This window comes from Pseudomonas sp. BF-RE-21 (assembly GCF_019947305.1).
Taxonomy (GTDB): domain Bacteria; phylum Pseudomonadota; class Gammaproteobacteria; order Pseudomonadales; family Pseudomonadaceae; genus Aquipseudomonas; species Aquipseudomonas migulae.
Genome location: NZ_JAGYGF010000078.1, coordinates 1 through 18,961, shown reverse-complemented (window position 1 = coordinate 18,961; position 18,961 = coordinate 1). Strand labels below are relative to the sequence as shown.

Sequence of the window (18,961 nt, the reverse complement as noted above, 5' to 3'; positions counted from 1 at the left end):
GTAAAGCGGTGTTTCCGGGGTCAGCGTTTGGGCAGTTCGATGACGACCTTCAACCCGCCCCACTCGCTCTCCTCCAGCCGCAACACCCCGCCCCACGTGTCGACGATGTCGCGCACAATTCCCAGCCCCAACCCATGCCCTTGCGCCTGCTCATCCAGCCGTGTGCCCCGGCTGAACACCTGAGCGCGCTGGTCCTCGGGAATCCCCGGCCCATCATCTTCCACGCTTAGCTCGAACCCTGCGGCCGTCTCGACCACGCTCAACCGCACCTCGGCATCCGCCCACTTACAGGCGTTGTCCAGCAGGTTGCCCAGCAGTTCCAGCAAGTCTTCGCGATCCCAAGGCAACTGCAACCCGGCCGGCGCGCGATAGCTCAGTTCAAGGTGTTCGCCGTGGATCATGTTCAACGTGGCGAGCAATCCCGGCAGTTCCGCATCGCAATCAAACAACGCCCCCGGCAGCGCATCGCCGGACAACCGTGCGCGGTTAAGCTCGCGATTGAGTCGCTGCTGAACCTGTGCCAATTGGTCTTTGAGGATCTTGCGCAGCTCGGGATGGGCGTCGAGTTTCTCGCTGGAGGCCATGCTCAACAACACCGCCAGCGGGGTTTTCAAGGCATGCCCAAGGTTGCCCAGCGCATTGCGCGAACGCTTGAGGCTGTCTTCGGTGTGGGCGAGCAAATGGTTGATCTGCGCCACCAACGGCTCAAGTTCCACCGGCACCTGATCATCCAGTTGCGAACGCTGGCCCTGCTGCAACTGAGCAATCTGCTCACGGGCCTTTTCCAGTGGACGCAAGGCGCGGCGCACGGTGATCCGTTGCAACAGCAAAATCAGCAGCAATCCCGCCAGCCCCAGGCCCAGGCCCACTTGCTGCATGCGCTTGAAACTCTCGCGCACCGGCGTGTAATCCTGAGCGACGCTGATGGAGATCGATTGTCCCAAACGGCGATAGTCCGAACGCAAGACCAGCAATTGCTGGCCTTCCGGCCCCAGTTGCAGGTTGCTGTGCAGGCCGGGATGTTCGAGGCGCGGCAATTCCTGATCCCACAACGAACGGGAGCGCCAATGGCTGTCAGCAAAATCGATGCGGAAGTAATGCCCGGAAAACGGCCGCTGATAAGCCGGTGACAGATGTCGTTCATCCAGCTGCAAGCCCTGCGGCCCGCGCACCAGCGCCACCAGCAAACTTTCGCTGTCGTTGCGCAGCCCCGCTTCGAGGTAGCGCTGCAAGCCCACTTCGAACAACCACAGGCTGGTTTGCGCCAGCACCAGGCCGACGATCACCATCACGCTGATCAGCCCCAGACTCAAGCGGCGCTGGATCGACCTCACTGCGCTTGCCCGCCGAACAGGTAACCCTGGCCGCGACGGGTTTCGATCACGCTGCGCCCGAGCTTGCGCCGCAGGTGGTTGACGTGAACTTCCAGCACGTTTGAGTCGCGCTCGGTTTCACCGTCGTAGAGGTGTTCGGCGAGGTGGCTTTTGGAGAGGATCTGCTCGGGGTGCAGCATGAAATAGCGCAGCAGGCGAAACTCCGCAGCGGTGAGCTGGATGTCGGCGCCGTCGCGGGTCACGCATTGCCGGCCTTCGTCCAGGTGCAATCCGGCCGACTGCAGCGTCGGTTGATTGACCTGGCCATGGGAACGGCGCAACAACGCCTGAATGCGCAAATGCAGCTCTTCAGGGTGGAAAGGTTTGCTCAGGTAATCGTCGGCGCCGGCCTTGAGGCCTTCGATCCGTTCGGCCCAGGAACCGCGCGCGGTGAGGATCAACACCGGCGTGGCCAGCCCGCCTGCGCGCCATTGCGCCAACACGTCGAGCCCTGGCAAACCGGGCAGACCGAGGTCGAGGATGATCAGGTCATACGGTTCGCTGCTGCCCTGATACACCGCGTCGCGACCGTCGGCCAGCCAGTCCACGGCGTAGCCCTGGCGGTTGAGGCCGGCCATCAGTTCGTCGGCCAGGGGCACATGGTCTTCCACCAGCAGCAATCGCATCGGTCAATCTTCCTTGTCTTTCAGTAACTTGCCAGTGGCGGCGTCGAGGTCCAGCTCACGGACCACGCCTTCGGTGGTCAGCAGTTCGACTTCATAAATGTAGACGTCGTGTTTCTCTTCGAGCTCGGCTTCCAGCAGCTTAGAGCCTGGATAACGCTCCAGCGCCTGCTTCACCACTTGTTCGAGCGGCAGGATCACGCCCTGCTGGCGCAGACGCAGCGCTTCGTCCTGATCAAGGTCGCGGGCCATGACGATCGAGCAAAACGCCAGAAGCACCAGCGCCATGCGTGACAATGAACACACCTTCATTACGTATCCTGATGATCCTTGAGAAGTTGCCCGCTGACCGCGTCTAATTCCAGGTCCCACTCAAGGCCTTGCGGGTCGCGCAGCTCCACCTGATAGATGTACTTGCCGTACTCTTCTTCCAGCTCGGTTTCGGTGACCGTCGAGCCTGGGTGTTTGGCCAGTGCCGTGGCGTTGAGCTTCTCGAAAGACACAATGGTACCAGCGTCGCGCAGCCGCAGGGCTTCGTCGGGGCCCAGGTCGCGAGCGTGGGCGATGCTGACGGTCATGGCGACGATGGAGGCGGTGAACAGGGCAGTCAGGGTTTTCATGGGTGTCTCCGTATTTTTTATGTGTTGCGTACGGAAGGCACCTTAGCGATTCGAACTTAATTGAAACTGAATTGCCATCATTGGCCATGACAACGCGCCATCACCGACCGACACAAAACCTGTGGGAGCGAGCCTGCTCGCGATGGCGTCGTGTCAGTCGACATCAATGTTGAATGTCAGTACGCCATCGCGAGCAGGCTCGCTCCCACAGTAGATTTGTGACGTTGCCTGACCTGTTTATAATCCGCCCGCTTGCCAGACATCGAGACCGGTATGACCGCCATCCACATCAAGTTCCCTTCCCTGACCCTCAAGGCCGGTCCGCGTGCCTTGGCGCGCATCCGTGAGCACGGCTTGAACGCCGCCGATGTCGGTACGTTGCCGGGTGCTGCCGGCGGGCCGAAGGCGTTGGGGATTCAAGGTCTGGACTTGGCGCTGTTTGGCGAATGGCTGCCCGCCGCGCCGCGTGAGCGGTCGCTGATCGGCGCCTCGGTCGGCTCCTGGCGCTTCGCCAGTGCCTGCCTGCCGGACGCCGCCGAAGGCATCCGCCGCCTTGGTCACCTGTACACCGAGCAGAACTTCGCCAAGGGCGTGACCATGGCGCAGATCAGCCAGAGCTCGCAACGCATGCTCAATGACCTGCTCGACGGTCGCGATGCAGCGATTCTGAGCAACGCGAATTACCGGCTGAACATCATGGTGGTCAAAAGCCACGGCCTGCTTGCGGACGATCATCGCGGTCGTCTCGGGCTGGGCCTGTCGTCGGTGATCGCCGACAACCTGCGCGGTCGCGCGCGGCTGTCGCGGCATTTCGAGCGACTGATCATCCACGACCCGCGCCTGGCACCGCCGGTCAACGCGCTGAACGATTTCCCCTCGCGCTTCGTCGCACTGAATACCGGCAACCTGCGCCAGGCCCTGCTCGCCTCGGGCTCGATCCCGATGGTCATGGAAGGCGTGCGCGATCTGCCGGGTGCCGGCACCGGGACGTTCCGCGACGGCGGCCTGCTCGACTATCACCTCGACCTGCCCTACAGCGGCAACGACATCGTGCTCTATCCACACTTCACCGACCGGGTGATTCCCGGCTGGTTCGACAAAACCCTGCCGTGGCGCCGTGCCTGCCCAACGCGCTTGCAGGATGTCCTGTTGCTGGCGCCGTCCAAGGAATACCTGGCCCGCCTGCCCTACGGCAAACTGCCGGACCGTAACGACTTCAAGCGTTTCATGGGCGATGCGCCGAGCCGGCAGAAATACTGGCGTGCGACCATGGATGAAAGCCGCAGGCTGGGCGATGAGTTTCTCGAACTGGCCGCCAACGGTCGCCTTGGCGAACGCTTGCTGACCCTTTAGTCAGGACAAACTGTTAAACTCGCCGCCTGCCCACATCGCTGCGGCGATCGCCACCTGACAGAGCTGAAACCACTGTGGAAATCTTCAAAGAATTTACCTTCGAATCCGCCCACCGCCTGCCCCACGTCCCGGAAGGCCACAAGTGCGGCCGCCTGCACGGTCACTCGTTCAAAGTGGCGATTCATTTGAGTGGCGATCTGGACCCGCATACCGGCTGGATTCGCGACTTTTCCGAGATCAAGGCGATCTTCAAGCCGTTGTATGAGCGGTTGGATCACAACTATCTGAATGACATTCCGGGGTTGGAGAATCCGACCAGTGAAGTGTTGGCGAAGTGGATCTGGGTTGAACTCAAGCCATTGCTGCCAGAACTCAGCGCGATCCGTATTCACGAGACCTGCACCAGCGGTTGCATCTATCGCGGCGAATAAGTCGATAGATCAAAAAACCACCGAAATCGGTGGTTTTTAGGTTGTTAACTTGGTGAAAATATCGTCAGCAAGCCTACAACCCAGGATGATTCAGTTTCATATGTTTTCTTAACGCTTGTGGAGAACTCAACCGACTGTAACATCCCTCAACCGGGCAAGTATCCCTTACCCTATGAACCCAAGCATGTTCATTACGCTTGCTACTATCCGCAAACGCCTTACCGCACCCTTCTTCCGAGCACATATATTGCAGAGTATGAGTTAGTAAGTGTTTCGCAAGTTTGCTTTCCTGCGCAAACGCTGCGCCACACCCATCTGCTGTGCAGACATTTGGCCTGTTATGCTTTTTTTTTATGACGAGTAAGATTACTGCTCTGCGTAAACGCTTCCCCACATCCCTCTACTTTGCAGACAAATGGTCTTTCACCAGTATGCGTTTTCTTATGTTTCGTAAGGCTGGAATATTGCGTAAATTTTTCGGTGCACCCCACTTTTTTGCAGGCATATCGTCTTTCATTAGTATGTATCCGCATATGTTCGCGCAGAATACCTTTACTGGAAAATTTTCCACCACAATCCCCCCAAGAACACAAGTATGGCTTTTCTCCGGTATGCATTCTCGAATGCTCGGAAAGGCGCCCCTTCTTATTAAAACTTTTATCACAACCAGGACAAGCATAACGTTTGGCCGATGGGGGAGGCACAGTAGGCCCAACTTCGGATGTAAATGCCTGTTCAGTGAGTGAGTTAAAATTCAACACTGCCGAAGGATCTGTGTCTCCATGAAATGAAGAAATGTTCGAATACTGCGTGTCTTGCGAGCGCAAATCACCCTCGATTATTGCAATCGCTTGAGGCGGAAGTGGACCGGTATCTTGGAGAAAATCATCGATGTTACCCGGAACATCCAGATCGTCCTCCAGCATCCGCCCATCCACATCCACATGCCCCACCGGCGAATTCCCCACAAAACAATACAAATTCAACCCATCCACCGCCCCCGCCGGGTCCGGGTTGATCCATCGGCACAGCCACGGCGCAAAGTAGCGATAACCGTAGTAATACAATCCGGTCGCATCCCGCTCCTTGCCCGAATAGCGAATGGTTTTGTATGCACCACTTTGATCGCTATGGTTTTCACAAGCCGTGCCGCCATATGGGTAAAACTCTTCGCGGCTCTGCACCCTGGCGTGTTCATCCAATTCCAGCGTCCCGGACCCGAGATGGTCGGTCAGGTGGTAACGCAACGAATGGTCGGGCGCATCGACGCCGTGCAGCCACCTCACCCGATTGCGTCCGGCCTCCAGGTCGAGCACTTCATGCTGCTTGCCGCCCGGACGATGATGGATCTCCAGCCCCGGCAGATAGCGCACTTCGGCAATCACGGTACGGGCGGCGGCCAGTGCGGTGCGGACTTTGCGCAGGCGTTTGCCTCCGCCGCCGTAGAGGTAGCATTCGGTGTCGTCGTCTTCGTCTTTGCGCACCACCGGTGACACGCTGGCCAACTGGTTACGCGCATCCCAGGTCATGGTTTGGCCAGGCTGCAAATATTGCAGGTTGCCGTTGGCGTCGAAATGGCGGGCGAAATCCGGTGGTTGTTCGCCCTTGAGCAGGCTGCGATTGCTGTCCGGGTCGATGTCCCAGCGCCGGGTGAACGGTTGGACGCCGAGGTGGCGCAGTTCAGTCAGGTTGCCACCCGCGTCGTAGTCGTATTCTTCGCGATAGTTGACCACGGCGTTGGGGTTGGCCGAGGCGCGGTAGGGAGTGCCGGGATAACTGGATGAGCGCTCGGCTTCCCAGCCGGTGGCGTGGGTTAATTGACCAAAGGTGTCGTAGCCGTAGGTGCATTGGCCGTCGATGCGCTGGTTATTGTGGTAACGAATCGGCACTGCGTGATTTTCGATCTGGAGGATGTTGCCCAGCGGGTCGACGTTGTATCGCAGGTCTTGCAGCGGTGCGGTGTTCGGCAACCCGGCGCACAAGCGCAGCAGGCGCCCGTCATCAAGCGCGTACTGCGCTTCGGTGACCACGCCATTGCCAGCGGTTTCCCGTTCGACTTTTCCGCCGGGGTTGTAGTGGATGTCGTGCACCAGGCATTGTCCGGGTGCGACAGTGTTCGCCGGTTGCAACCAGCCGTCCTTGAGCTGCCCGGCCACGGTGTAGGTGAAGTGACGACGGTGTTTTTTGGCGTCGGTGAGGCTTAGCAAATCGCCCAACGGGTTATAGGCCCAATGGCTTGCAAGCCCGGGATCAGCTTCCAGCAAGCGATCGCGTGCGGCGCAGTCCAGCGGCCAATCCGGCGGATCGAGGGAGGCCAGAAAGTGGCTGATTTCACTTAACGCGAACCCCCGCAGATCGTACGCCGGCATGTGCCGCGTGCCCGCCGGATCGTCGTGGCGAATCACTCGACCGCATTGATTGGCAGCATCAAAACCGGCCCCGGCGCTGCCGTATTCAAAGCGCTCCACAACCCGTTCCAGCTCTCTTACGGCAACAGGACGCAGCGACGTATCGTACTGCGTATCCTGCCGAGCCCCCCGACTGTCCCATCCACTCAAGACCTCATCCGCTTGCCCGGGCAACAACACCCGCCAACCGGCATCGACACTGTCAGTCGCCAACACCTTGCCGGTCAGGGTGAAACGATGACTCAACGCCGACGCGGACAACCGCGCATCCCGTTGCTCAATCCCCCTTCCCGCCGTATCGAACACCTGCCGCGTCACCCGCGCCTGCGATGTTTGACCACTCTCCCCACGCCAGTACGCCACGCTGCGCACAGCCAGGCCGCGCGGGTCGATGACCGCCAGTGCGGGCGTTCCGTGATGCAGGCTGAGGTTGTCCATGGGCTGTGGATATCATCCGCCATCAACAGCCGTCTACTGTCACAAATCACAGGTATTCGTCCCGCTGATCCGACAGATCAAAAAAACTGCCGGGACGAGCGGTTTTTTTATGCCTATGCTTTTTCGCTCGCACCCGCCAAGAGGACGTCCCCATGACTGACTGGCCGCTGGCTCAAACCTATCGCTTCAACGGGCACTCCGTCCGTTACGCCGTGCGTGGCGACGGCCCACCGTTGGTGTTCGTGCATGGCACGCCGTTCTCTTCGTATGTGTGGCACCGGATTGCGCCGCACTTCATCACGTCGCACCGGGTGCATTACTTCGACCTGCTGGGTTATGGGCTGTCCGAGAAGGTCGAGGGCGATGTGTCGCTGGGCGTGCAGAACGAGCTGTTGACGCAACTGCTGGAGCATTGGGGGCTGGATTGCCCGGATGTGGTGGCCCACGATTTCGGTGGCGCGACGGTGCTGCGCGCGCATCTGCTGAACGGCAAGGACTACCGCAGCCTGACGCTGATTGACCCGGTGGCGTTGACGCCGTGGGGCTCGCCGTTCGTGCAGCAGGTGCGTCAGCATGAAGCGGTGTTCAGCGGCGTGCCCGATTACATTCAGCGGGCGATTGTGTCGGCCTATGTTCGCGGGGCGATCAAGCGCGACATACCCGACGATGAACTCGCGCCCTACGTGCAACCGTGGCTGGGCGATCCGGGGCAAGCGGCGTTTTACCGGCAGATCGCGCAGATGGATCAGCGCTATACCCGTGAGGTCGAGGGGTTGTACCCGACGGTTCGTTGCCCGGTGCAGATTCTGTGGGGCGAGGATGATCAGTGGATCCCCATCGAGCGTGGCCGCGCGCTGCAGCAGATGATTGCGGGGGCGCAGTTTCACCCAATCCCCAATGCCGGGCATCTGGTTCAGGAAGATGCGCCGGAGGCGATCGTTGCCGCGCTGCTGCGTTTTCTCCCCAAATCCCCCTGAAAACACCCGATTCTTTGTAGGAGCCAGCTTGCTGGCGATAGCGGTGTGTCAGTCGGCACATATGTTGCCTGTTATACCGCCATCGTCGGAACGCCGCCCGCAGCAAGCCGGCTCCTACAGGGAAGCGGTGTGGTCCCGATCAATGGCGGGCATTTTTCTTTCGCTGCCGTGGTCAAAGTTCGCATCTGACCGATGCTCGATTTCCGTTGCCGCGCTAATGTCTATAACTGACGCGCCAACGCACTACTACAAGATCTCCAAAAGGATTCGCCTGATGCACATCATCAACGCCCGCCTGCGCAACCAAGAAGGCCTGCATGAATTGCACCTGGAAAACGGCCTGATCAGCAATATTGCCCGTCAGACCGAAGCGCCGACCCTGGGCCCCGATGATCTGGACGCCGGCGGCAACCTGGTGGTGCCGCCCTTCGTCGAACCGCACATCCACCTCGACGCCACGCTCACCGCTGGCGAACCGCGCTGGAACATGAGCGGCACGCTGTTCGAAGGCATCGAATGCTGGGGCGAGCGCAAGGTGACGATCACCGAGGAAGACACCAAGACCCGCGCCAGGAAAACCATCCAGGCCCTCGCCGCCCACGGCATCCAGCATGTGCGTACCCATGTCGATGTCACCGACCCTCAGCTGACGGCGCTGAAGGCGATGCTCGAAGTGCGCGAGGAAAGCCGTCACCTGATCGACATGCAAATCGTCGCCTTCCCCCAGGAAGGCATCGAGTCGTACCGCAACGGTCGTGAACTGATGGAAGAAGCGATCCGCATGGGCGCGGACGTGGTCGGCGGGATTCCGCATTTCGAATACACCCGCGATCAGGGCGTGAGCTCAGTGAAGTTCCTGATGGACCTCGCTGAGCGCACCGGTTGCCTGGTGGACGTGCATTGCGATGAAACCGATGACCCGCATTCGCGGTTTCTCGAAGTGCTCGCCGAAGAAGCCCGCAGCCGCGACATGGGCTCGCGGGTCACGGCCAGCCACACCACGGCCATGGGCTCTTACGACAACGCGTACTGCGCCAAACTGTTTCGCCTGCTCGGGCATTCGGGGATCAGTTTTGTCTCCTGCCCCACCGAAAGCATTCACCTGCAAGGGCGCTACGACAACTTTCCGAAACGTCGTGGCGTCACTCGGGTGAATGAGTTGCTCGAAGCGGGGATGAACGTGTGCTTCGGCCAGGACTCAATCGTCGACCCGTGGTATCCGCTGGGTAACGGCAACATTTTGCGGGTGCTCGAAGCGGGTCTGCACATCTGTCACATGCTCGGGTATCGCAACCTGCAAAGCGCGCTGGACCTGGTCACCGACAACAGCGCCAGGGCGATGAACCTGGGGGATCGGTATGGACTGGAGCGCGGGCGGCCGGCGAATTTGCTGATTCTTTCGGCGGACAGCGATTACGAGGTGATCCGCAGTCAGGGCTTGCCGCTGTATTCGGTTCGTGATGGGAAGGTGTTGATGAAGCGGCAGATGCCGGTGGTGGAGTTTTTTGGTGAGCAACCCTGAGTTTTGTGTTGGCTGAGCTGACGCCTTCGCGGGCAAGCCTCGCTCCTACAGGTTTGCGCCGACCTTGTAGGAGCGAGGCTTGCCCGCGAAGGCAATCTCAAATTCAACCCATCAATCGCGCCGTACCAAACAAACTGACCCGACTCAATTCCCCGTCTGTTTCCTCCAACAAAATCGGCGCAGTCCCACCAGGCATCACCACCTTCACCTCACCCGCCGCCACCCAACCCACCCGCCAAGCCGCACACGCCACCGCGCTCGCACTGGTACCGGACGACGCCGTCGGCCCTTCCCCACGTTCAAACACCCGAGCAGCAATTTTCCCCGCTGACTCGCGCATCGCCCATTGCAAATTAACCCCCGCCGGGCACGGTCGCCCTGCCCCGGTCGGCATGGCATAGGCAATGCGCGTCAACCCTTCGGACAATCGCGCTTCGCGCATCTGCTCATTGGCCGGCAATGCCTCGGCATCGTCCACAAGCGTTACGCAATGCGGGTTGCCGACCCGCACGAACTGGCTGCGCGACCAAGCGGGATCCAGCGCCGACAACGATTGAACGTGGCTGAGCCCACGGCCGTTGAATGCCACATCGGTCACCCCTTGAGCACTGACCGCCTCGGGCCCGAACGCCGGTTTGCCCAGATCCAGCCAGAAACCCTGCACACCCTCGACCTGCGCACTGTTCACCAATGTTTCACCGGGCGAAGGCGTGTCGGCCTTGTCGTGATGAACCCTGAGCACACACGCCGCGTTTTCCGGAAACAGTCCTTGATCGCTGAGCGCCTGGGAGAAAATCGTCAGCCCGTTGCCACTGCGCTCGGCCAGGGTGCCGTCGGTGTTGACGATCAACAGATCGAACGGCGGCGATGTTTGAAACGGGCCGACCAGCAGACCGTCGCAGCGATGGTCCTTGCTGCCGGGCGGTTGCGTGCCCGGCGCCCAGGCACAGAACGCCTCGATGGCCGACACTGCCCAGGTCGTGCGGGTTTGCGCCGCCAGACTGGCCTGTTCAGGTAAATCGATCCCTGTGCGGCGCACTGCATCCGGCGCCACTACCGCGTAGATATTGCCTCGAGCATCGTAGAACGGCGTCATGGCGCCTCCCGTGTAAACATCACAGGCGTGCAACATATCGCGAAACCGCGACGGGCTGTGCAAGGATGTCACCCTGCCTGACCGCGAAACCGTCCGGACACTGATCGAACCTCATGGGTGAGTCACTGTCCCTTGGGGACGCGACGTTTTTTGCCAAGGATCGATATGACCAACCTCAACACGCCCACCACTTTCGTGCCCGGACGCCTGGAACAGATGTCCACGCGCATTGCCTTTTTCATCGCCGGTTTCGGGATTGCCGCGTGGGCGCCGCTGGTGCCTTACGCCAAGGCCCGGGCCGGGCTGGATGAAGGCACCCTCGGTTTGCTGCTGTTGTGCCTGGGGGTGGGCTCGATTCTGGCGATGCCGATGGCGGGGCTGCTGGCCACGCGTTTCGGCTGCCGGCGCGTGCTGACGGGCGGTACGTTGTTGATCTGTCTGGCGCTGCCGCTGTTGGCGACGGTGTCCTCGATCCCGGCGCTGATTGCGGCCTTGTTCATGTTCGGCGCGGGCCTCGGCACGGTGGATTCGACGGTAAACCTGCAAGCGGTGATCGTCGAGCGCGCCAGCGGCAAGACCATGATGTCGGGTTTCCACGGGCTGTTCAGCCTCGGCGGGATTGTCGGGGCGGCGGGCGTCAGTGCCCTGCTCGGCTTCGGGGTTTCTCCGTTGGGAGCGATGCTGGTGGTGATCGTGCTGCTGCTGATCGCACTGTGCAAAGCCGCGCCGCACCTGCTGCCGTATGGCAGCGAAAGTTCCGGGCCGGCCTTTGCCATTCCCCACGGCATCGTGCTGTTTATCGGCGGGATGTGTTTCATCGTGTTCCTTGCCGAGGGCGCGGCACTGGACTGGAGCGCGGTGTTCCTGGCGCAGGAACGCGGGATCGACACGGCCTATGCGGGATTGGGTTATGCGGCGTTTGCGCTGACCATGACGGCCGGGCGCTTGACCGGTGACAATATCGTCCGGCGCCTAGGCGCGACACGGGTGATCGTGTTCGGTGGGCTGACGGCCGCTACCGGCCTGTTTCTGGCGACGTTCGCACCGAGCTGGGAGATGGCGCTGGTGGGTTATGCGCTGCTGGGCGCGGGCTGCTCGAATATCGTGCCGGTGCTGTACACCGCCGTGGGCAAGCAGACGGTCATGCCTGAAAGCATTGCCGTGCCGGCGATTACGACGCTGGGTTACGCGGGGATTCTGGCGGGGCCGGCGGTGATCGGGTTCATCGCCCACGGCAGCAGTTTGAGTTTTGCCTTTGGGCTGATGGCGGTGTTGCTGGTGGCGGTTGCCATTGGCGGGAAGGTGTTGAAGGCCTGAAAAGCATCGCCGGCAAGCCGGCTCCTACAGGTTTGATGTCATTCACACAATTTGTGCACGACGCAAAACCTTGTAGGAGCCGGCTTGCCGGCGATGCAGGCGACTCGGTCTATCAGAACCCGACGCTGGCCTGCACAAAGAACGTGCGCGGTGCGCCGACGTACATGCCCGAGTTGTTGTCGCTGGAGCGGGTGAAGTACTGCTTGTCGAAGATGTTTTTCACCCCGGCGCCGACTTTCAGGTTCGATAGCTGCGCGCCGAAGTCATAACCGCCCCGCACGTTCCAGGTGACGTAACCGGGAATGTCGCCGTACTGACCGTCGGCAGTGCCTTCGGTGATGTAGTTGTTGGTGAAGCTGCCATTGGAATTCACGGCAACGCCCGGCGAACGTTGTTTGGACTGGGCAAACGCATCGACGTTGTAGGTCCAGCGGTCGATGTCATATCGCAAGCCGGCAGTTGCGACCTGGCGCGAATAGAACGGCAGGTCACGGCCCTTGAAGCCCGGAATCTCCCCTTCATACACGGCACGTGTGTAGGTGAAACCGGCGTTGGCGCTCAGGCCGTCGAGCCGTGGGTCCAGTGCCGCCATGTCGTAATGCACCGATGCTTCAACGCCTTGGTGCGTGGTTGCGCCGAGGTTGGTCCAGCCCGCATCGTTGCTGATGTACTGCAACTCTTTATCGAAGTCGATGTAGAACAGCGTCACTTCGCCGCCCCACACATCATCGTTGTAGCGCGTGCCGAGCTCGTAGGTCTTGGCTTTTTCCGGCTCCAGACCGTTGGCGGTACTGTCACCCGTACCGCCCTGGCCGAGCTGGAAATACTGCAGGCTGCCGAACGAAGTCTCGTAGTTGGCGAACAGTTTCCAGGCATCGGAAATGTGATACATCACGCTCAAGGCCGGCAGCGGCTCGTTGCTTTCGATGCTGCGATTCTTCTCTGTCACACGCTTGCCATCGGCATCGCGTCCGGGACGCTCATGCCAGTCGGTGCTGATGTGCTCGAAACGGATACCGGGTGTAATCGTCCAGTTGCCGACGTCGATCTTGTCGTCGAGGTAAACGGAGTTGGCTTCCGTGCCGCCGGTGCGGTCCTGGTACACATGGCCGTCCGAGGCCTTGATCACGACGGGCTCGTTGCTCTTGTTCAGCTCCAGACGAGTCGCCTGTTCGTGCATGCCTTCCTTGAGGTAGCGATAACCGACGCTGACTTCCTGGGTGGTCGGGCCCACGTCGAACACATGGGACACCCGCGGTTCGATGCCGAAGGTGTAATAGGTACGCGGGAACGAGCCGATAGTCTTCTGGTCGCGGGCGGCGATGTTGCTGCCACGGAAGCTGTCGGAGTAGTACGTCAGCACTTCTGCCTGGGTACGGTCATCGATCTGCCGTGCCCACTTGAACGAGACGTCCTTGCGGCGCCCGCTGAAGTTGTCGTTGTTGCGGTCGGACTGAAACGGATTGGCGTCGTACTGCGCCTGAGTCAGGCCGCCGGGCATGTCGGCGCTGGCGTCGTAGTAATGCAGGTTGAAGCTGAAGTCGTCGACATCGGTCGGCGCCCAGTGGGTCTTGAGCAGCACGTCGTCGATGTCGTTGCCGTTGTTGCGCTCACGGTAACCGTTGCCGTTCACGCCCGAGTACAACAGCGCCACGCCCATGCCGTTGTCCGCCGTACCGCCGGCAAACGCCGTGTCGATGTGCTTCCAGCCACCGTGCTTGGAGGTTTCCAGGGTGGTGCCGATTTCGGCGGAGGCTTTTTCCGGGATTGCGCGGGTCACGAAGTTGATCACACCGCCAACGTTCTGCGGCCCGTAGCGCACGGAACCGGCACCGCGCACCACGTCGATGCTGTCGAGGTTACCCGAGGAAATCGGAGCCATGGACAGCTGCGGCTGGCCATACGGTGCGAATGCGGCCGGTACGCCGTCGATCAGCACGGTGGAGCGTGGCGACAGACGCGAAGTCAGGCCGCGTACGCCGACGTTCAGGGAGATATCGCTGCCGCCAGTGCCGTTGGCTTCTTGCACTTGCACGCCGGGCACGCGCTTCAACACGTCGCCGACGTTCATCGCGCCTTGCTCGACCATGGCTTCGCGGCGAATCACCGTGCGGGCGCCGGGGTGGTTCTGCACCACGGCGGCATCGGCGTCACCGAGCCAGTCACCGACGACCTTGATGTCAGTCACGCCCAGTTCCAGCGGGCCGTTGGTGGCGGAAGTCGGAGATGGAGCCGGCGTCAGGGTCACCGAACCTTCGTCGATCTGATACTCGAGACCGCTGCCCTGCAGCAATTGGCGCAAGGCCTGCTCCGGCGAAAGGTTGCCATCCACCGCCGGGGCCTGTTTACCGGCGACCAGTTCAGGACTGAAAAAAACCTGCAACGAGGTTTGCTGGCCGAGCTCGCTCAGCGCCTGACCCAAGGGCTGCGCCGGGATGTGAATGGCATCGGCGGCAAAGGCCTGGGGCAGCGCAGCGTTGACCGCCAGCGCAAGGGCCAGCGGCAACCAAAGGGAGTTGTTGTTTTTAGCGGTGGTTTTTTTCACGTCGAACGTAGTCCTGTGGATCGCAAGAGTGTGCGCCTGTTAATGCAAACCAGTTGCAGTTGGACAGGAAGACGATCAACTCGAAAAAAACCTGAATTTATTTTGAAATTATTTCCTGACTGCCGTCATCGAGGGTGCGCACGGCCACCGGCAAGATGGTCGGCAAGGCCTTGAGCAGCGCGTCGGTGTTGTCGGATTTGAACACGCTGGTCAGGCGCAGATTGCCCACTGTGTCGTTGCCGACGGTGAGTGGCTTGGCCCGATAACGCGACACTTCCTCGGCCACTTCGGCCAGGCTGGCGTTGTTGAACACCAGTTTGCCGTTGCGCCAGGCCGTCAATTCCGCAGGGTTGACCGCATAGGCCGCGGCCACTTTGCCCTGGGCATCAATGCGCGTGCCGAGGCCAGCGGTAAGGTTGACGAACTCATTGTCCGCCGCGCCGTGCCCCTGAACCCTGACCGTGCCCTGCTCCACCACGACCCGGGTGTCACTGACGCCCCGACGCACATCGAAGCGCGTGCCGGTGACCGTGACCTTGCCGCTGCCCGCTTGGACCACGAATGGCCGATCGCTGTCATGGGCGACGCTGAACATTGCCTCGCCTTGCGTCAACTCGATGCCGCGCTGGCCTTTTTCAAAGCGCACCTGAAGACGGCTGCGGCTGTTCAGGTCGATCACCGAACCGTCCGGCAGCGCCACCTGGCGACGCTCGCCCAACGTCGTCGAATACTCGGCGGTGTATGGCGCCGGTTGATTCAAACCGCTGAACAGGCCCAGGCCCAGCGCCACGGCCACCACACTGGCCGCCACCGCATAACGCACCAGCGGCCGACGTTTGGTGCGCGCCGGCGGGGTTTCGCACAAGGCTTGCAGTCGCGCACGCGGCACCAGGTCGGCGGCTGTCCACAGGCCCTGAAGCAACTGAAATTCGTCGCGGTGCTGAGGGTGCTCGTTCAGCCAGTGCTCGAAACGCTGGCGCTCTTCGACGTCAATGGCCGGCTCCTGCAAACGCACAAACCACTGCGCCGCCTCATCGCGAACCGTCGTTTGCCCGCACGCGCAATCACGAGTATCCATCATGGAAGTTCCTGTTTGGCTGGGGAAGAGAGTGCACGGCCGATCATGGTTGCAAACCGTCGAGGCGGTCGCGCAGATGCCGCAGGGTGCGGATCATATACTTTTCCACCATGTTCTTGGACAGTCCCAGGCGTTCGGCGATTTCAGCCTGGGTCAGCCCTTCGATCTTCTGCCAAACAAAAACCTTGCGACAGTTGACCGGCAACTCGGTGAGCGCCCGTTCAATGGAATCAGCCAACTGGATCGCATGCATGAAATGCTCCGGGTCGCCGGACGACGACACACTGTGATCAATCGCCTCCGACTCCATGGCGCCCCGCCGATCCTCACGCCGATAACCATCCACCGCGATGTTGCGCGCAGTCTGGTGCAAATACGCCCGGGGCTGCTGCACCGCCGCCGAATCGGACTCAAGCACCCGTACGAAAGTGTCGTGGGCCAGATCCTCGGCCTGCTGACGATTTCTCAGGCGACGGGTCCAGGTGCCAACCAACTCTTCGTAATGCTCGAAAAAGCCGTGTCTGCGGGGCAACTTGGGGGTCATTGCGGTGTGCTGTGATGACGGGGCGTGAATAGTAATGCTTCCTATTAACCGGAAGCAATGGATTCCAGACAGCCGACTCGCCACCACTCGTCAACGAGAAAAGTTGATTTAGGCACACAGCCAAAGGATTCTGGCAGGCATCCAAAAGAAGCCAGCCACAAGCTGTAGCAAAGTGCAGTCATGCCAGTCACCGGCGTTCGTCCAGGAATTCAGACATGTTCACCTCCTTTGCCTCACTGAAAAGAAAACCCCTCGCCCGCCTCGCGCTGGCCATCAGCCTTGGCACGCTTGGCCTGCCTTACTGGGCGGGCACCGCTCAGGCCCATGGCGGGCACGCCGAGATGGTGCCGCTGCAAGCGGGCCTTGAGGAGTTTGGGGCCACGGTGAAATGGGACGACTACGCCGACCTGTTCGTGATTGCCAAGGACGGCGTTTATCTCAAGGTCAAACCGGGCAGCAAGGTCGCCATGCTCAACGGCAAACGGATGGAGCTGAGTGTGCCGGTGGTGTTCAAGGGCAAGACCGCTTTCATGTCCAAGGACTTCATCAATCAGGTGTTCCAGTCCGGCCTGGACAAGACCTTTGTCGTCGAGACGCGCCCTAACCCGCTCAACCCGCTGAGCGCGGATGAGATCAAGACCGCTGTCGAGATCATCAAGCAATCGGAGCACTACAAACCCGGTTTCCGCTTCACGGAAGTCTCGGTCAACGAGCCGCCGAAGGATCAGGTGTGGAATTTCGTCTACAGCGGGCAAAACGTCGCCCAACCGCGCCAGGCCAACATTGTGGTGCTCGACGGCAAGCATGTGGTTGAAGGCCTGGTCGATCTCGACAGCAAGACGCTCAAATCGTGGAAGCCGATCGAAGGTGCCCACGGCATGGTCCTGCTGGATGACTTCGCGACGGTGCAATCGGCGATTGAAGCGAGCCCCGAGTATGCGCAGGCGCTGACCAAACGCGGTATCAGCGATGTGAAAAAGGTGGTGGCCACGCCGTTGACGGTCGGTTACTTCGACGGCAAGGACGGGCTGGCGCAGGACAAGCGTCTGCTGAAAATCGTCAGCTATCTGAATACCGGTGACGGCAACTACTGGGCGCACCCGATCGAGGGGCTGGTGGCGATTGTCGATCTGGAGCAGAAGAAACTGATCAAGATCGAAGACGATGCGGTCATTCCGGTGCCGATGAAATCGACGCCGTACGACGGACGCGGGCGTAAGGGCACGTCGGTCAAGCCGCTGGAAATCATCGAGCCCGAAGGCAAAAACTACACCATCTCCGGCAACAGCATTCACTGGCAGAACTGGGACTTCCACGTTCGCCTCGACTCGCGGGTCGGCCCGATCCTGTCCACCGTCACTTATGACGACAAGGGCAAGAAACGCAAAATCATGTACGAAGGCTCGCTCGGCGGCATGATCGTGCCCTATGGCGATCCGGATGGCGGCTGGTACTTCAAGGCTTATCTCGACTCGGGCGATTACGGCATGGGCACGCTGACCTCGCCGATTGCGCGCGGTAAAGATGCTCCGGAAAACGCCGTGCTGCTGGACGCCACCATTGCCGACTACACCGGCGCCCCGACTTCGATTCCCCGCGCCATGGCGGTGTTCGAGCGCTACGCCGGCCCGGAATACAAACACCAGGAAATGGGCCAGCCCAACCTCAGCACCGAGCGTCGCGAACTGGTGGTGCGCTGGATCAGCACCGTCGGCAACTACGACTACATTTTTGACTGGGTCTTCCAGCAAAACGGCACCATTGGCATCGACGCCGGCGCCACCGGTATCGAAGCGGTCAAGGGCGTGAAATCGAAAACCATGCACGAAGCCACCGCCAAGGAAGACACGCGCTACGGCACGCTGCTGGACCACAACATCGTCGGCACCACGCACCAGCACATCTACAACTTCCGCCTGGACATGGACGTGGACGGTGAGAACAACTCGCTGGTGGAAGTGAACCCGGTGGTAGCCCCGAACGACCGTGGCGGGCCGCGCACCAGCACGATGCAGACCGAAACCAAAGTCGTCGGCACCGAGCAGCAAGCCGCGCAGAAATTCGACCCGTCGACTGTTCGCCTGCTGACCAATACCAGCAAGGAAAACAAAGTCGGCAACCCGGTTTCCTATCAGTTGATTCCGTACGCCGGCGGCACGCACCCGGTGGCCAAGGGTGCCAATTTCGGCAAAGACGAATGGCTCTATCACCGCCTGAGTTTCATGGACAAACAGCTGTGGGTGACGCGCTACAACCCGGAAGAGAAGTATCCGGAAGGCAAATACCCGAACCGCTCGGACAAGGATGCGGGGCTTGGGCAGTTCACCCACGACAACCAGTCCATCGAAAACAGCGATGACGTGGTCTGGCTGACCACCGGCACCACGCACATCGCCCGTGCGGAGGAATGGCCGATCATGCCGACCGAGTGGGTGCATGTGCTGTTGAAGCCGTGGAATTTCTTTGATGAAACGCCGACGCTGAACCTCAACGCAAAGTAGGAGCCCGGCTTGCTGGCGATGGCGATCTCACGGCCGCCATCGCCGGCAAGCCAGCTCCTACAGATCGCAGGGATGCTCCGGATTGTGGGCTGGCATAAACCTGTAGGAGCCCGGCTTGCCGGCGATGGCGATCTC

At 60.7% G+C, this 18,961-nt stretch carries 15 protein-coding genes; 6 read left to right on the top strand and 9 right to left on the bottom strand.

The annotated features are described in order from the left end of the window. Nucleotides 1-20: 20 nt before the first annotated feature. From KGB25_RS28755 to KGB25_RS28740, 4 genes are read right to left on the bottom strand one after another with little or no spacing between them, the layout of a single operon-like run. A complete protein-coding gene (locus tag KGB25_RS28755) occupies nucleotides 21-1,334 on the bottom strand; it encodes a sensor histidine kinase (RefSeq protein WP_223437738.1) in 1,314 nt (437 codons plus the stop codon). Continuing rightward, nucleotides 1,331-1,999, bottom strand: a complete 669-nt coding sequence (locus tag KGB25_RS28750) for a response regulator transcription factor (RefSeq protein ID WP_008025306.1) — start codon at nucleotides 1,997-1,999, stop codon at nucleotides 1,331-1,333. Before KGB25_RS28750 ends, KGB25_RS28755 begins: the two co-directional genes overlap by 4 nt. Nucleotides 2,000-2,002: 3 nt before the next feature. Then, on the bottom strand, nucleotides 2,003-2,308 hold the full coding sequence (locus KGB25_RS28745) for a PepSY domain-containing protein (protein ID WP_223414051.1): 306 nt from the start codon (nucleotides 2,306-2,308) through the stop codon (nucleotides 2,003-2,005). After that, nucleotides 2,308-2,616 carry a PepSY domain-containing protein gene (locus tag KGB25_RS28740; protein WP_008025303.1) on the bottom strand — a complete coding sequence of 103 codons (309 nt, stop codon included), beginning with the start codon at nucleotides 2,614-2,616 and terminating at the stop codon, nucleotides 2,308-2,310. The genes KGB25_RS28745 and KGB25_RS28740 overlap by 1 nt, the downstream gene beginning before the upstream one ends. A gap of 273 nt (nucleotides 2,617-2,889) precedes the next feature. On the opposite strand from KGB25_RS28740, the gene KGB25_RS28735 reads away from it, so the two are divergent. Then, nucleotides 2,890-3,969, top strand: a complete 1,080-nt coding sequence (locus tag KGB25_RS28735) for a hypothetical protein (protein WP_008038320.1) — start codon at nucleotides 2,890-2,892, stop codon at nucleotides 3,967-3,969. Between the two features lie 74 nt (nucleotides 3,970-4,043). Then, nucleotides 4,044-4,400 carry a 6-carboxytetrahydropterin synthase QueD gene (gene queD, locus KGB25_RS28730; protein WP_008025299.1) on the top strand — a complete coding sequence of 119 codons (357 nt, stop codon included), beginning with the start codon at nucleotides 4,044-4,046 and terminating at the stop codon, nucleotides 4,398-4,400. A gap of 338 nt (nucleotides 4,401-4,738) precedes the next feature. Here the strand turns inward: queD and KGB25_RS28720 are convergent, their stop codons facing one another. Then, nucleotides 4,739-7,246, bottom strand: coding sequence for an RHS repeat-associated core domain-containing protein (locus KGB25_RS28720; RefSeq protein WP_223437734.1), 2,508 nt, complete (start codon nucleotides 7,244-7,246; stop codon nucleotides 4,739-4,741). A gap of 152 nt (nucleotides 7,247-7,398) precedes the next feature. On the opposite strand from KGB25_RS28720, the gene KGB25_RS28715 reads away from it, so the two are divergent. Together KGB25_RS28715 and codA are read left to right on the top strand one after the other, a co-directional pair. Continuing rightward, nucleotides 7,399-8,223 carry an alpha/beta fold hydrolase gene (locus KGB25_RS28715; RefSeq protein WP_223437732.1) on the top strand — a complete coding sequence of 275 codons (825 nt, stop codon included), beginning with the start codon at nucleotides 7,399-7,401 and terminating at the stop codon, nucleotides 8,221-8,223. Nucleotides 8,224-8,497: 274 nt separating this feature from the next. After that, complete coding sequence (codA, locus tag KGB25_RS28710) at nucleotides 8,498-9,745, top strand: cytosine deaminase (RefSeq protein ID WP_223437729.1); 1,248 nt, start codon at nucleotides 8,498-8,500, stop codon at nucleotides 9,743-9,745. Between the two features lie 103 nt (nucleotides 9,746-9,848). Here the strand turns inward: codA and KGB25_RS28705 are convergent, their stop codons facing one another. Next, nucleotides 9,849-10,841, bottom strand: coding sequence for a diaminopimelate epimerase (locus KGB25_RS28705; RefSeq protein WP_223437728.1), 993 nt, complete (start codon nucleotides 10,839-10,841; stop codon nucleotides 9,849-9,851). Between the two features lie 165 nt (nucleotides 10,842-11,006). On the opposite strand from KGB25_RS28705, the gene KGB25_RS28700 reads away from it, so the two are divergent. Further along, nucleotides 11,007-12,158 (top strand): MFS transporter, encoded by a 1,152-nt coding sequence (locus KGB25_RS28700; RefSeq protein WP_223437726.1) that lies wholly within the window; start codon nucleotides 11,007-11,009, stop codon nucleotides 12,156-12,158. 112 nt (nucleotides 12,159-12,270) lie between these two features. Here the strand turns inward: KGB25_RS28700 and KGB25_RS28695 are convergent, their stop codons facing one another. From KGB25_RS28695 to KGB25_RS28685, 3 genes are all read right to left on the bottom strand, one after another. After that, nucleotides 12,271-14,703, bottom strand: a complete 2,433-nt coding sequence (locus KGB25_RS28695; protein WP_223437724.1) for a TonB-dependent siderophore receptor — start codon at nucleotides 14,701-14,703, stop codon at nucleotides 12,271-12,273. A 97-nt stretch (nucleotides 14,704-14,800) separates the two neighbouring features. Beyond that, nucleotides 14,801-15,784 carry a FecR family protein gene (locus KGB25_RS28690; protein ID WP_223437722.1) on the bottom strand — a complete coding sequence of 328 codons (984 nt, stop codon included), beginning with the start codon at nucleotides 15,782-15,784 and terminating at the stop codon, nucleotides 14,801-14,803. A 40-nt stretch (nucleotides 15,785-15,824) separates the two neighbouring features. Next, entirely contained in the window at nucleotides 15,825-16,325 is a 501-nt protein-coding gene (locus KGB25_RS28685; protein WP_008038304.1) for a sigma-70 family RNA polymerase sigma factor, read from the bottom strand. Nucleotides 16,326-16,540: 215 nt separating this feature from the next. Between KGB25_RS28685 and tynA the strand changes: the two genes are divergently transcribed. After that, nucleotides 16,541-18,826 carry a primary-amine oxidase gene (gene tynA, locus KGB25_RS28680; RefSeq protein ID WP_223437720.1) on the top strand — a complete coding sequence of 762 codons (2,286 nt, stop codon included), beginning with the start codon at nucleotides 16,541-16,543 and terminating at the stop codon, nucleotides 18,824-18,826. The last annotated feature ends 135 nt before the right edge of the window (nucleotides 18,827-18,961 follow it).

Excerpts from the sequence above, each read along its gene's own strand:
- KGB25_RS28750 (WP_008025306.1), bottom strand. The coding sequence starts at position 1,999 with ATGCGATTGCTGCTGGTGGAAGACCATGTGCCCCTGGCCGACGAACTG.
- KGB25_RS28690 (WP_223437722.1), bottom strand. The coding sequence starts at position 15,784 with ATGATGGATACTCGTGATTGCGCGTGCGGGCAAACGACGGTTCGCGAT.
- KGB25_RS28720 (WP_223437734.1), bottom strand. The coding sequence starts at position 7,246 with ATGGACAACCTCAGCCTGCATCACGGAACGCCCGCACTGGCGGTCATC.
- tynA (WP_223437720.1), top strand. The coding sequence starts at position 16,541 with ATGTTCACCTCCTTTGCCTCACTGAAAAGAAAACCCCTCGCCCGCCTC.
- KGB25_RS28735 (WP_008038320.1), top strand. The coding sequence starts at position 2,890 with ATGACCGCCATCCACATCAAGTTCCCTTCCCTGACCCTCAAGGCCGGT.
- KGB25_RS28700 (WP_223437726.1), top strand. The coding sequence starts at position 11,007 with ATGACCAACCTCAACACGCCCACCACTTTCGTGCCCGGACGCCTGGAA.
- KGB25_RS28745 (WP_223414051.1), bottom strand. The coding sequence starts at position 2,308 with ATGAAGGTGTGTTCATTGTCACGCATGGCGCTGGTGCTTCTGGCGTTT.
- KGB25_RS28685 (WP_008038304.1), bottom strand. The coding sequence starts at position 16,325 with ATGACCCCCAAGTTGCCCCGCAGACACGGCTTTTTCGAGCATTACGAA.
- codA (WP_223437729.1), top strand. The coding sequence starts at position 8,498 with ATGCACATCATCAACGCCCGCCTGCGCAACCAAGAAGGCCTGCATGAA.
- KGB25_RS28715 (WP_223437732.1), top strand. The coding sequence starts at position 7,399 with ATGACTGACTGGCCGCTGGCTCAAACCTATCGCTTCAACGGGCACTCC.
- KGB25_RS28740 (WP_008025303.1), bottom strand. The coding sequence starts at position 2,616 with ATGAAAACCCTGACTGCCCTGTTCACCGCCTCCATCGTCGCCATGACC.
- KGB25_RS28705 (WP_223437728.1), bottom strand. The coding sequence starts at position 10,841 with ATGACGCCGTTCTACGATGCTCGAGGCAATATCTACGCGGTAGTGGCG.